The following is a 12,793-nucleotide window of genomic DNA, read 5'->3' on the forward strand; positions in this document are numbered from 1 at the left end:
CTGAATTACGCACAAGCATGAACAATTCAAGATCAACTAACTTACAGGTTACCGGTGACTTCGATCCCGTCGGCCAATTGCAGATGGTTTCTCACCCAAGCTGTGAACTGATTCAAAAAATTCCGTAATTCAGGCTCTGCAACCACCTGTTGATCCAACTCTGATAAAATCTCTACCCATACATCCTTCGTAATGGGATTGTCCCAGCAGGGATCAAGTGCCTTCATCTCTTCTCCAGTTCGCGGGTCAATTAAGGGAAATGTGCGATCCAATGCAGGACGAATGTAATCAAAGTCTTCATTATATATAAACAGCATGTCTTCTATCACTACTTCAACCGATTCTTGTATGTATAAAGGGGATAAAACAAAACCCACATTCCGCTGTGGACCTTGATACTGATACACGAGTGCAGGAATCGTTCTCTTTAATTTTTTAGCCATATATGCTCCTCCTGTTTCAGGCAAATCTTCTACCGATCAGAGTTCAAACCAGATTAATCCACCATCTACCTGCCTGCTTTCTTGCTCCATCTGCTGCATCCAGCTCCGACCCTCTTCACCCCAGATATGAAATAAACAGTAGATATACGACTCCCCATCCATAATCTCTTCTAACCCGGAAGCCTCTTCTATCCACACTTCAAGGGCTCTAGGCCAGGAAGAATCTTCACGTTTCAGTACAAAACCGTTGGCTTGGTGTTCTAAGCTGTACATGTTGGTAAACGTTAATGCACTTGCCAGACGCTTCACAACTTCAGGTAAAATCGCAGGCTCCGTTGCTCTAATCCCATATTCCCAACCCAATGTACAACCTCCTTTAGACTTCGTTCGCTCCAGATTGTTGCTTTTGTTCATGCATTTGATGGATCGAACGATCCAACCACAACTCATACCAGTCCAGGAAATGTAGTCGATTCGAATTGCCCCAATACTGATCAGGATAAATTCCATTACGGTTAGCCCGGTCATCAACCCAGACCTCTCCGTAGGAGGCTCCCTTAACAATCAGATTCAAGGATATGCCACAGCCAAAATCACTGATGCGCAACATGCCTGCTGACCACTTTGGATCAAAATATTCATGTTCCAGCGCTTCCCATTCCTCTTCTTCCTTGCTGTCATCGAACCAGTCATAGTTCCAGTTCCATGCTTCCGTGAATTGGAAAGGGTCCGAGACCGCGTTCAGCTCATCTTCATAACCAAGCACAGCGTATACGCCATCATCCGGATTTTCCAGACCATAATAAGGTCCTGCACCACCTGTTCCCATATGAAGAAGCCATATCTTATAATCCTCCGGCAACTCAATTCGCCATTTCTGTTCAAATTGCGCAATATCCTTCTGCGTCCACACAGACGCCATTTCATATTCATGGTTCTCTGCGCCAAACAGGTCCAGATCCGGGTCCAGGCTTCGTAGAGTGATCAACTTTTCACGCATACGCTCCAATTGCATCTTGTACATGGCTTCCCCATCTCCCTTAGCTACTCTATTACGTTTGTTCCACGGCGTACCCGCGTTGCTGTAACTCATCCAGTACTACTGCCACATCTCGCTCAGGACACAACTGCTTAATCAGGCTGGCGGTCACCGGTTTTTCTTCATATACTTCAGCTACGGCTTCCAACGGCAGATCCGGCAAGTCATAGTACCCTTTGGCCCAATCAACGTAATCTACCGGGTTCTTCTCCAAATATCCCAGCAAAAATTCTGCACCACCTCTGGCGTCCGCTTCACCTTCCTCGGCCATCGCCATCTGAATCCAGTTACCAACCTTCCATGACAAGTCGTTCCCTTCCTGCCATAGGCAAAAGGTCACATTCTCCAGATCCAATGCCTCCTCATGATCCCGCAGAACAGCCATCAATGTCTTCGGCACTTCATCGTACATGCCTGGGTAGATCTCTCCATCCTCACGAGCATGCGGACTTAAAGGTGACTCATGATCGAATCCCTTGATCAACGTGCCTGAATTCGTAAATAATACATGCAGATGATCACCTGCGCCGTTATCGATGCTTCCCCATGGCACACCTGGCTGAAGTTCAGCTTCATAATGATGAACGCGTAGCCATTCTTCCTCCGAAAAGATAATATCCAAAGCAGCGAGTATTCTCATTTGTTTACGCAGGGCATCTGCATTCATCATCGTTATCTCGTTCCATTCCTGCATATGAATCCCTCCTGTTTGTATCTGTACACTATATCCGGATTAATTCATCCAGCGTGTTATTTCCCTGAATACTTGGTGTCATGACAAGGGTGATCCGACTGGCTTCTCTGGAGACGATACATGCATAATTTCCAGGTTTTAACTGAAACAGAACCCCTTCACACGTCTCATCCGGCTCTAATTCACCGCCAGTGACATCATCCGCCGCCCCCAGATAGACGTGCCCAGACGGAACTTGCAGATGATACACCTTTTCCCGTTCCGCTCCGTGATCTGGATCTGAATCCTCCTCTACATCCTCCAGGCTCCATTCCACCTCATACACTCCATCTGCACCCAGATTCAGGAACAGACAATGACCTGCATTCACCTCAGCCAGCTCATCCACTGGAATGGACCACCAGTCCGAAGTATCCTCAGCACGATGTTTTAACGCTGCTAGATCATACAGGCACAATGTTGCCGTATCTGTAACCATTTGAAATGTTCCTCTCATATTCACCCGTCCCTTCTGTCTGATCCAGGTCTGACCTCAGAAATATATTCCATCATTATATCAAGCCTGATACACGTGTAAAAGGAACCCATGGACCATCTCTGCTTGCGCAACTCTTCATTTCTTGCTCCAAATGGTCGATATAAGCATAACTGACTTTTTTTGAACCTGATGGAGGAAGCCAAGCCATGTCAATGAACAATAGAAAAGAACCCTTTCGCTACACATTGAAGGAACCAATCCACTTTGAGATCTATATTCTCAGCATCAACGGGGTTAACGCACCCGCCAAACCCATTCAGGCCGAACTCTGCGATATCAGTCGATCCGGCTGTCAGCTGTCATTTCCGCTGTCCCTTCCTGTAGAGAATAACGATATTCGGATTGGAATGAATATGCTGCTCTTTGAAGACCCTCTATATATGGAAGGCACTCTCCGCTGGGGTCAAGAAAAAAACACCTCATGGCATTATGGTGTTCAACTCGAAATGCAGGATGGGAACCAGGACCGTCTCTCTAGAGAGATGCGAATGCTTGCAGGACAAGGCAAAATTATTGTGAAATAGTTAGATGCCATATAGACTGATAACAAAAAAACAAAACAAAAAAAAACAGCCCAATCAAATTGGACTGTCGCAAGATGAAACTCTTTATGCCGCTTTACTTACTGTCGCTGGTTGTTCCATTTTGGACCAGTTCACGGTTTTTTCAAGAACCAGTGAGACCAATACCCCAATGACGAGACCATTACTTATGATCGGGATGAGGTACATGGGCAAGGTTTGAAAGGCCTCAGCAGGAATATTCATGACTGCAACTCCCGTGAGGACCGGCAACGCTACACGATAGATCGTTTTAGAATTAAACGTTGTACCTTCAAGCGTTCTTAGTGCCGTGCCGAACATCTGAAGATAAGCCACGAACAAAACCGCACTGCCGACGCTTGGTGGTATTTGTGCAAAAAATGCTGTCACTGAAGGTGTAAGACCTATCATACATAACATCCCCGCTCCAATTATCAAGGCAGCACGACGCAGAATGCGAGTACTCTCCAAGAATCCGATCGATGATGCAAATAAACCAAAGGGCAGCACACCTACACAGGCTGACAACATCGTGAACAGACCCGTTAGCGCATAGGAATGCCTATACTGACGGCTTGTTGTTTCTGTCCGGTATAGTTTCTCAACTGTGCTTAATGTGGTGATCGAATTCGTCATGTTCACCAACCCCACGAAAAATGCAGTAATGACAATACCCGGTTCCCATCTGGGTGCTCCCCACGGAAACAGTTCGAGACCTGCCGGGGCCTGATTCGGCTGTCCGCTATGCTGTCCAGGAAACAATAGACTATAAGCGATCCAACCTGCCACAATCCCAATCAGGATCGCGTAGTTCCCCAGTTTCCCCCTACCCTTTAATTGAATCCATGCCACCAAAAACGCAATGACAACGGACAATGCGGCAACAGGCAGATCGAAACGACCAAACTCCGTATATCCAATCATACCTTTGAAAAAATTCATGGTTAATTGAATCGTCATTAGAAACAACATGGCACTCTTCACCATAGGTGTGAACAGCTTTTGCAGCACTTGCGCTGCTCCCAGCCAACCCAGAATCACCATCGTTAGTCCCGCTAACAGAAAACCTGCAGCCAGTCCACCGCCAATACGCTCCAGACTCATACCTGCCGATGAAGCAGATACCGTCAAACTTAGCGTCAATCCCCACCATAACCCTGACGGACCATCCATAATCGCATATCGATGACCAAATACGGCTTGAAGAATACACACTGCTCCGGTAAGGATAAATGCGTGCTGCATGGAGGCAGCGATGGCATCCGGAGACAGATGAAAATTATGTCCAATGGATAGCGGAACAACAACGGTATTGGTAAACAGGAAGAAAAACCACTGTATACCTGCCAAAATCAGTGAAGATACGTCCTTCATATTCTTTTGTAAAAAATGCTCTTGATGTCTGTTCATTCGTTCGGAATATCCTTTCACTGTTCTGTATTATAAATGTATAAGTCTCTTCAGACTTGGGTTAATAGTCGTTCCATCTCGGCATACCGATGCCGGCTCGCATGTGCAAGCGGTGTAATCCCGTCCCGATCCGCAATCTTTGGATCTGCACCATATTGCAAAAGCAAGGCAACGATCTGCTGGTGACGCGGCCCGCCATCTCCCAAAATGACCGCTTCCAGCAAGGCTGTCCACCCCAGGTTGTTGATATGGTTCACATCCACATCACTGCGTGTCAGCAGAAGCTCCACAATGTCCACATGGCCCCGATCTGCTGCTGGGATAAGAGCTGTACCGCCAAAACGATTCGTTAACCTCGTATCTGCACCTGCTGTAATCGCCAATTCGACCATGTCATACATACCTTCAGCACTCGCATATAACAGCAGGTTGTCCAATCGTGCATCCCGAAGATTAATGTCGGCTCCGGCATCCACTAACATCCTTGCCGTGTCTATCTTGTTACCGTGCACCGCTGCCAGCAGAGGTGTCCTCCCCAATGCATCCCGTTCATTCAACCGGCTTCCCTGTTGTGTGATAAATCGAATGACCTCATCGGTATGTCCCGCTTGCGCAGCATCATGTATTGTTCTAACCACGTTGTTTTATCCTCCAATTCAAGGTCTTTCTCATGCAATAATATTCATATAGAAACCAAACTCTGTTAGTCAGGTATGCAAATCTAATGTATGGTAACATAAGATCGTAGTATATTAAAAATACATGTTTTGTTGGCTTTCCATACGAATTACATATACATTGCAGGCGAAGGAGAACAACCACTTGGATATCAAACAATGTCGCTATTTCATTGCCATTGCTGAGGAGAAACAGATTACAGCAGCTGCCCGAAGACTTCACATGGCTCAGCCACCCTTAAGCCAGCAGCTTAAGTTAATGGAAGAAGAGCTTGGTGTGATTCTATTTGAACGCAAAGGACGTATGATGGAGCTAACGCAGGCGGGTCGCAGCTTCTATGATTATGCGGTTACCTTGACCAAATATATGGAGGAAGCTGTAATGGAGATGCAAAGTTTCCGTCACGGCATACGGGGCAAACTCACCATCGGCATCAATACCATATCGGATCGCCTGATCCCGCAAGCACTGCAACAGTTTCGCACCACCCATCCACAGGTTACCTATAAAATTCAGCAAAATGAGTCTGCACAATTATGTCGCCTGCTGGAAGATGGCAAAGTTGAACTCGCCTGTGTACGCATGCCCGTCCAGACAGAACGCTATGAGGTGCTGCACCTGCCACAGGAGCGACTCTTCTATATTTCTTCAACACCGCTGGATAGTCCGACAGAGATGGGACCAAGAGCGGAGGTGGGGACTTATTTTGAGCAGCTTACAGGTATCCCTCTACTGCTTCCAAGCACAGAAGGACTCGGTATGTTCGAGCTAATTTTGGACAAGTTCCGGGAGCATCAGGTTATCCCCTCTATCATGGGTGAGTGCTCAGACATTAATATGTTGCTGGAACTGGTCCGACTCGGCTTCGCCAGTTCCATCGTGCCTCACACGGTACTACAGCTATATCATGAGCACCCATTCCACGTATATCGCATCCATGATCAGCATTCCACGGTTGGCTCGGCGCTGGTCTGGTTGCAGAACCGTTATTTGTCCAAGCCTGCACAGCACTTTGTACAACTGGTGCAGGGTATGCTTCCCGTGTAAAAGGCTATAAGCAAAAAAACAGCAGCTTTACCGGATTACATTCCGGTGAAGCTGCTGTTTCATTTCTATGGTTAAGCTTTAGCTGTGAACAACAAGTCTTTTTCTTTGATCGTAGTGCGACCAGCAGACTCAATCGACTCATACTGGTGCATGTTTGTAATAATAACTGGTGTAATCGTTGTATAACCGGCTTTTTCGATCTGTTCCCGGTCGAACTCCATCAGTACATCACCTACGGCAACCTTCACACCTGCTTGAACTTTAGGCGAGAAGAATTGACCTTTCAACTTCACGGTATCAATCCCGATATGAATCAACATCTCTGCGCCTGTATCACTTACCAGACCAATGGCATGTCCGCTCTTCGATAACGAGAACACAGTACCGTTAATTGGAGAAACCACACGTCCTTCAGATGGTTGAATCGCAAATCCTTTACCCATAATCTCTTCAGAGAACGCAGGGTCTGGCACTTCGCTCAGCGGTTTAACTTCACCTGTGATTGGGCTGAAGATTTGCTCATCTTGTGCTTTTGCTTCTTCAGTTACAACAGCAGAAGTTGTTGCTGCTGGTGTTGCCGGCTCAGCTGCTGGTGCTGGCTCTGTTGCATTTTCTTCTTGGAATCCAAGAATGTACGTCAGTACTGCTGCAGCTACGATGGCAATCAAACCACCAGCCAGAGCATAGAGCAGTGTGCTAATTGCTGGACTGATAAATGCTGCCACACTCGGCAGACCTGCAAGTCCTGTAATAACGTACGATTTAACATTGAAGATACCCATGAATCCACCGGCAATCGCTCCCCCGATAAGGGCTGCAATAAAAGGTTTTTTGAACTTCATGTTGATACCATACATCGCTGGTTCCGTAATCCCCATGATAGCCGTAAGACCTGTGGAATATGCAAGGGATTTGGTTTTGCCATTTCTCGATCTGAGACCTACACCAAATGCTGCACCACCTTGTGCCAAGTTAGCTGCAAACATCAGTGGAATAATAAAGTCGTAACCCAGTGTTGTCATCGAACCAACTACGATTGGCAGCAACGCATAGTGCATACCTGTAATGATTAGCAGTGACATTGTACCACCAATCAGAATACTTGCGAAGATGGACATGTTATCGAACAACCATGAAATACCACCGGACAAACCATTACCAAGAACCGTACCCAATGGACCTACTGTCATCAATGTCAGTGGAACCATAATCAACAAGGTAACTGTTGGAACAACCAAGAGTTTAAGTGAAGCATGTGTTACACGATCAACGGCTTTCTCTACATAAGAAGCAATCCAGATGGCGAGAATGATCGGAATTACAGTGGAGGAATACGTTGCGGCAATGACTTTAATGCCTGCAAATGTCGAATCTCCTTCAGCAAGTAACGCGGTAATCGTTGGATGCATAATACCTGCGGCAAGTGCTGCGCCAATGTACATATTACTACCCAGTTTACGTGCAGCACTGATCGCCAGAATGATTGGCAGGAAGTAGAATGCACCGTCACCGATTGCTGACAAAATGATGTAGGTCGAGCTGGTATCAGACAACCAACCCAGGGCTACCAGGATAGCCACGATCCCTTTGATCATACCAGCACCTGTAATCGCTGGCAGAATCGGTGTAAATATACCTGAAATGAAATCGAATAACGCACTTACCGGATTTCTCTTTTTCTTCTCCCCAGTTGAAGCGCTTGAGGTTGCATTATCTGCGTTTGGTGATTTGGACATGTTGCCAACGAGTGCGTTATACACGATAGGTACATCGTTACCGATGATAACCTGGAACTGTCCACCGTTTTCCATCACGCCCATCACGCCTGGTGTATTTTTTAGCGTCGCTTTGTCCGCTTTTTGGTTGTCATTCAGGTTAAATCTGAGTCTTGTCATACAGTGTGTGACTTGATCGATATTCTCTTCGCCACCAACAAGCTTCAAAATATCCTTGGACAATTGTTGTTTATCCATTGTGTTTTGCTCCTTTTATGTGTAATGAAGGTTAAAAAAAAACCTAAACACTGAATAATGACAAAGCAGAAAAGCTTATCATTATTCAACGTTTAGGTTTTGCCTTTTTAGCAGTAACAATCCCAATTTTATTCAATTGTTTGTTCATTTCTGACAACTCGTTCAATATGAATGGTCAGATACAGTATTTCTTCCTTGGACAACACCCGATTATAGATCTTACGCGTATAGTCACTGATCCTTACTGCACATGCATGTGCTTCCGGATACTGCTTGCTCACCAAGTCATGAAGCGGGTTATCTTCTTCTTTATCTTCAATCGCTGTTCCTTGCAACACACGTTGGGCAAAGAACTTCAGATGAGTTAAAAACCGATAATAACTCAATGAATCTTCATCAAGTTCAATCACAAAGCTACGTCTTACGATGTTAAGTATGTCCTTAACAATGTTCGTAATACTGATCGTTTCCCTCATCTCACCGTTCATCTGGGCATTAACCAGATGCATTGCAATGAATGCGCATTCGTCTTCGGGTAACAGGACACCTAACGTTTCCTCAATAATCTGTAGCGCCTTGAGTCCAATGGCATATTCCTTCCGGTACATCCGCTTGATCTCCCAGAACAATGCGTTACGGATCTGCAATCCTTGACGATGTCGATCAATGGCAAAATGAATATGATCCGTCAGTGAAATGTAGATGCTTTCATGCAGCTTCTCACCTAACACCGTCTCGGCATAACGGATAATCTCATCCGAGCACTCGACATATTCAACCGGGATATCAGACAGAAGTGTTTTAAGTTTCTGTGATACTTCCTTACTTTCAAGCGAGAATATTTTTTCGACGAGACTCTCGTCAATCGATTCACCAGTATGCTTTTTGAAGGCAATTCCACGTCCCATAACGACCAGTTCGTTTCCTCCCGGATCAATTACGGTAACTACGTTGTTGTTCAGCACCTTCTCAATTTTCATTTCTTCACATCACCTTGCACCGTCAAAGTAGTAAAAGGCAAAACCAAAGCAGGTCACGAAATATGCCCCGCCTCTGGTTTTGCCTGATTGAACAGTAACAATCCAGTATTCATTAGCCTTAGGCCCATCTTACCATATAATTATCCATATGACAATGTTTTTGTGAAAGCGGTTAATGTGCGTTAATGTGACATAAAAAGGTGCTAGTACAACTATGCTTATAGAACTAGCATTTACTCGTTACTGTTCTTAAGACTTGCGCCATTTGTACTAATAACTTCCTTGTACCAATGGAATGATTTTTTCTTGTAACGATCCAATGTTCCTGAACCATCATTGTTGCGGTCTACATAGATGAAACCATAACGTTTCTTCATCTCTGCTGTTGAAGCACTTACCAGGTCAATACAGCCCCATGACGTATAACCCATCACTTCTACGCCATCCTCAAGAGCTTCGCCAACCTGTACCAGATGGTCATTCAAGTATTGAATACGGTAATCATCGTTCACGGTTTTATTGCCATCTTCGTCCGTGATCAGCTCATCGACTGCACCCAGGCCATTTTCGACAATAAACAATGGTTTTTGATAACGGTCCCAGTATTTGTTCAAGGTTACGCGCAGTCCTTGCGGATCGATCTGCCAGCCCCACTCACTCGCTTTCAGGTAAGGGTTTTGCACACCTGCGAACAGGTTTCCTTTTCCTTCGATACGTTTCTCGGGATCACCAGTCTCACAGATACTTACATAATAACTGAACGAGATAAAGTCTACGGTATGCTTCAGAATTTCAGCATCGCCATCTTCAAACTTAATATTGATATTATTCGCTTTGAAATAACGATTAATGTATTTTGGATAATAACCACGTGCATGGATATCAGCAAAGATATCATTGCGCTGTTCAGCATGCATCGCTGCAACCACATCATCCGGGTTCGGAGTCAACGGATACGTAGGCATGCTCAGTACCATACAGCCGATTTTGGCTTCAGGCATAATTTCATGTCCCAGTTTCACTGCTAACGCACTGGCTACCAATTCATGATGGATTGCTTGATACAGATCTTGTTTGGACAGTTCTGCTTTTGGCGTGTAGATTCCGCCGCTCATGAATGGCTCTTCCAGAATGGAGTTGATTTCGTTGAACGTCAGCCAGTATTTAACTTTGCCTTTGAAACGGTTGAAAAGAACTGTTACATAACGCTCGTAGAAATCGATCATTTTACGGTTAACCCAGCCATCATATGTTTTGGACAAATGCAGCGGTGTCTCATAGTGAGAGATCGTTACGAGTGGTTCAATTCCGTATTTGTGGCACTCATCGAACAGGTCATCATAGAATTGCAGACCTTTCTCGTTTGGTTCCAATTCATCACCTTTAGGGAAGATACGGGACCAAGCGATAGATGTACGGAACACTTTGAAGCCCATTTCAGCAAACAGTTTAACATCCTCTTTGTAACGGTTGTAGAAATCGATACCGATCAGTTTCAGGTTATCTTCTGTAGGTGCTTCCGTTCTAGGCGTTGTAATCCCGTGTGGCATTACATCTTGAACAGACAGACCTTTGCCATCTGTATTATAAGCTCCTTCAAGTTGGTTGGCTGCTACAGCGCCGCCCCATAGGAAGTCTTTCGGAAATGGTGTAGTCATATCAATCATTCCTCTCTAATTAACGGTATTTTCATTCTTTGTTTAAATGCATTACTCTATCCTTTGCCGACATGAAAAAGCGGACAATCTCCAACTAAAAGGGCCATCAGGAAATTAGATTCCTTCCATGCCAACTTTTGTGTTAGGTTTTGCCCGCTGTTTATGCGGTAACAATCCTTGTAACGAGAGAATTACAGCTGCTCACCATTGCTGGAGATTACATTTTTGTACCAGTCGAACGAATCTTTTTTGGAGCGTTTGAGTGTTCCGTTTCCTTCGTCATCCAGATCCACGTAGATGAATCCATAACGTTTGGACATTTCGGAAGTGGACATGCTCACAAGGTCAATCGGGCCCCATGCTGTAAATCCAATCAGATCGACGCCATCTTTGATGGCTTCTTTCATTTGTTCGATGTGTTTTTTCAGGTAATCCACACGATAGGAGTCATGGATCGAACCATCTTCTTCAACTTTATCATAGGCACCCAAACCATTTTCCACGATGAACAATGGTTTCTGGTAACGATCCCAGAAGTTGTTCAGGGTTACGCGCAGACCGATCGGATCGATCTCCCAGCCCCAGTCGGACGCTTCCAGATAAGGGTTTTTCACACCGCCAGTCAGGTTGCCGGATGTCTCTGCTTCGTTGGCAGAAGCGGATTTGGTCACGGACATGTAGTAACTGAAGGAGATGAAATCAACGGTATTGTTCAGCAAGATCTCGTCATCGCCTGCTTCTTTTTGGATGACAATGTTATTCTCTTCAAAATAACGAGCCATGTAGTTCGGGTACTTACCGCGAGCATGCATGTCCGTGAAGAAGAGGTTGATCTGATTCTCGTGCTGAGCCAGACGAACATCTACCGGATTACATGTTGCTGCATAAGTTTCCATACGAGCAAGCATACAGCCGACTTGGGAACCAGGGATAATTTCGTGTGCAAGCTTCGTAACCATGGCACTTGCTACAAATTGATGATGAAGCGCTTGATACGTCGTCTGCAGCTTGTTGTCCACTTTATCGATCAGAATGCCGCCGCCAGTGTATGGGCTGAACAGCATTACGTTAATCTCATTGAACGTCAGCCAGTATTTCACTTTATTTTTATAACGGTTGAACACCGTTTCTGCATATCTAACATAGTGATGAATTACTTCACGGCCAGCCCAGCCATTGTATTTTTGCGTCAAGCCAAGCGGAGTCTCGTAGTGAGACAATGTAACGAGTGGCTCAATACCGTATTTCAACAATTCGTCGAATACTTCATCGTAGAATTTCAGACCTGCTTCATTTGGCTCTTGATCATAACCGTTCGGGAAAATACGTGCCCAGTGAATGGACAAGCGGAATACTTTGAAGCCCATCTCAGCGAACAATGCAATATCTTCTTTAAAGTGATGGTAGAAATCAATACCAAAACGTTTTGGGAAACGTTCTTCAATTTTGCCAGAGAGAATCTCTTCAATTCGGGAAGAGGAAATTTCCATGGCATGTCCGCCTGTACGCTTCTCTTTCGGAACATGAGCAATCATGTCCGCTGTGGAGAGACCTTTGCCGTCCTTATCGAATGCACCCTCCAATTGATTGGCAGCTGTAGCGCCACCCCACAGGAAGTTTTCGGGGAATCCTTTTTTTGCCGTGGTCATAAACAACAACCTCTTTTCGAAATTTATTTTGGTTTTTCCAGGTGAAAATGGTGTGATTTAGAGCAGAAAACAAGAAAAACCTAAACTCAAGGTAAAATAGCACCAAAAAAAGGGGCCTTCATTTCACCATCAGTTTAGGTTT

Annotated in this window: 13 protein-coding genes; 2 read left to right on the forward strand and 11 right to left on the reverse strand. The window is 45.1% G+C overall.

Annotated features, from left to right (window positions below; translation table 11 throughout):
• Positions 1 to 41: 41 nt before the first annotated feature.
• The 5 genes from F0220_RS22265 to F0220_RS22285 are packed head-to-tail and all read right to left on the reverse strand — an operon-like array spanning position 42 to position 2,672.
• Complete coding sequence (locus F0220_RS22265; protein ID WP_105599900.1) at positions 42 to 443, reverse strand: hypothetical protein; 402 nt, start codon at positions 441 to 443, stop codon at positions 42 to 44.
• Between the two features lie 36 nt (positions 444 to 479).
• Positions 480 to 857: a hypothetical protein gene (locus F0220_RS22270; RefSeq protein ID WP_219845526.1), complete on the reverse strand. Its 378-nt coding sequence runs from the start codon at positions 855 to 857 to the stop codon at positions 480 to 482.
• Entirely contained in the window at positions 820 to 1,536 is a 717-nt protein-coding gene (locus F0220_RS22275) for an SMI1/KNR4 family protein (RefSeq protein WP_223199749.1), read from the reverse strand. The genes F0220_RS22270 and F0220_RS22275 overlap by 38 nt, the downstream gene beginning before the upstream one ends.
• Positions 1,496 to 2,176, reverse strand: coding sequence for a hypothetical protein (locus F0220_RS22280; protein ID WP_091013578.1), 681 nt, complete (start codon positions 2,174 to 2,176; stop codon positions 1,496 to 1,498). The genes F0220_RS22275 and F0220_RS22280 overlap by 41 nt, the downstream gene beginning before the upstream one ends.
• A gap of 28 nt (positions 2,177 to 2,204) precedes the next feature.
• On the reverse strand, positions 2,205 to 2,672 hold the full coding sequence (locus F0220_RS22285; RefSeq protein ID WP_179198418.1) for a DUF6386 family protein: 468 nt from the start codon (positions 2,670 to 2,672) through the stop codon (positions 2,205 to 2,207).
• Positions 2,673 to 2,860: 188 nt separating this feature from the next.
• Between F0220_RS22285 and F0220_RS22290 the strand changes: the two genes are divergently transcribed.
• Positions 2,861 to 3,238 carry a PilZ domain-containing protein gene (locus F0220_RS22290; protein WP_091013573.1) on the forward strand — a complete coding sequence of 126 codons (378 nt, stop codon included), beginning with the start codon at positions 2,861 to 2,863 and terminating at the stop codon, positions 3,236 to 3,238.
• Positions 3,239 to 3,322: 84 nt separating this feature from the next.
• On the opposite strand, the gene F0220_RS22295 is transcribed toward F0220_RS22290, so the two are convergent.
• The gene (locus F0220_RS22295; RefSeq protein WP_223199750.1) at positions 3,323 to 4,666 is read right to left on the reverse strand and encodes a uracil/xanthine transporter; all 1,344 of its coding nucleotides are present in this window, start codon (positions 4,664 to 4,666) and stop codon (positions 3,323 to 3,325) included.
• 50 nt (positions 4,667 to 4,716) lie between these two features.
• Positions 4,717 to 5,304: an ankyrin repeat domain-containing protein gene (locus F0220_RS22300; protein WP_100529214.1), complete on the reverse strand. Its 588-nt coding sequence runs from the start codon at positions 5,302 to 5,304 to the stop codon at positions 4,717 to 4,719.
• 184 nt (positions 5,305 to 5,488) lie between these two features.
• Between F0220_RS22300 and F0220_RS22305 the strand changes: the two genes are divergently transcribed.
• Complete coding sequence (locus F0220_RS22305) at positions 5,489 to 6,391, forward strand: LysR family transcriptional regulator (protein WP_105599906.1); 903 nt, start codon at positions 5,489 to 5,491, stop codon at positions 6,389 to 6,391.
• A 71-nt stretch (positions 6,392 to 6,462) separates the two neighbouring features.
• Here F0220_RS22305 and F0220_RS22310 read toward each other — a convergent pair whose 3' ends face one another.
• The 4 genes from F0220_RS22310 to F0220_RS22325 all read right to left on the reverse strand — a co-directional run bounded on the left by F0220_RS22310 (position 6,463) and on the right by F0220_RS22325 (position 12,651).
• Positions 6,463 to 8,364 (reverse strand): beta-glucoside-specific PTS transporter subunit IIABC, encoded by a 1,902-nt coding sequence (locus tag F0220_RS22310; protein WP_105599907.1) that lies wholly within the window; start codon positions 8,362 to 8,364, stop codon positions 6,463 to 6,465.
• Between the two features lie 128 nt (positions 8,365 to 8,492).
• Positions 8,493 to 9,344, reverse strand: a complete 852-nt coding sequence (licT, locus tag F0220_RS22315; RefSeq protein WP_036668684.1) for a BglG family transcription antiterminator LicT — start codon at positions 9,342 to 9,344, stop codon at positions 8,493 to 8,495.
• A 233-nt stretch (positions 9,345 to 9,577) separates the two neighbouring features.
• On the reverse strand, positions 9,578 to 11,002 hold the full coding sequence (locus F0220_RS22320) for a glycoside hydrolase family 1 protein (protein WP_091014346.1): 1,425 nt from the start codon (positions 11,000 to 11,002) through the stop codon (positions 9,578 to 9,580).
• Between the two features lie 191 nt (positions 11,003 to 11,193).
• The gene (locus F0220_RS22325; protein ID WP_105599909.1) at positions 11,194 to 12,651 is read right to left on the reverse strand and encodes a glycoside hydrolase family 1 protein; all 1,458 of its coding nucleotides are present in this window, start codon (positions 12,649 to 12,651) and stop codon (positions 11,194 to 11,196) included.
• Between the last annotated feature and the right edge of the window lie 142 nt (positions 12,652 to 12,793).

It is taken from the genome of Paenibacillus sp. 37 (assembly GCF_008386395.1).
In the GTDB taxonomy this organism is placed as follows: domain Bacteria; phylum Bacillota; class Bacilli; order Paenibacillales; family Paenibacillaceae; genus Paenibacillus; species Paenibacillus amylolyticus_B.

Bases quoted from the DNA above. Each gene is read 5' to 3' on its own strand.
- F0220_RS22290 (WP_091013573.1), top strand. From the start codon at position 2,861: ATGTCAATGAACAATAGAAAAGAACCCTTTCGCTACACATTGAAGGAA.
- F0220_RS22275 (WP_223199749.1), bottom strand. From the start codon at position 1,536: ATGAGTTACAGCAACGCGGGTACGCCGTGGAACAAACGTAATAGAGTA.
- F0220_RS22270 (WP_219845526.1), bottom strand. From the start codon at position 857: ATGAACAAAAGCAACAATCTGGAGCGAACGAAGTCTAAAGGAGGTTGT.
- F0220_RS22325 (WP_105599909.1), bottom strand. From the start codon at position 12,651: ATGACCACGGCAAAAAAAGGATTCCCCGAAAACTTCCTGTGGGGTGGC.
- F0220_RS22285 (WP_179198418.1), bottom strand. From the start codon at position 2,672: ATGAGAGGAACATTTCAAATGGTTACAGATACGGCAACATTGTGCCTG.
- F0220_RS22280 (WP_091013578.1), bottom strand. From the start codon at position 2,176: ATGCAGGAATGGAACGAGATAACGATGATGAATGCAGATGCCCTGCGT.
- F0220_RS22320 (WP_091014346.1), bottom strand. From the start codon at position 11,002: ATGACTACACCATTTCCGAAAGACTTCCTATGGGGCGGCGCTGTAGCA.
- F0220_RS22310 (WP_105599907.1), bottom strand. From the start codon at position 8,364: ATGGATAAACAACAATTGTCCAAGGATATTTTGAAGCTTGTTGGTGGC.
- F0220_RS22295 (WP_223199750.1), bottom strand. From the start codon at position 4,666: ATGAACAGACATCAAGAGCATTTTTTACAAAAGAATATGAAGGACGTA.
- F0220_RS22265 (WP_105599900.1), bottom strand. From the start codon at position 443: ATGGCTAAAAAATTAAAGAGAACGATTCCTGCACTCGTGTATCAGTAT.
- licT (WP_036668684.1), bottom strand. From the start codon at position 9,344: ATGAAAATTGAGAAGGTGCTGAACAACAACGTAGTTACCGTAATTGAT.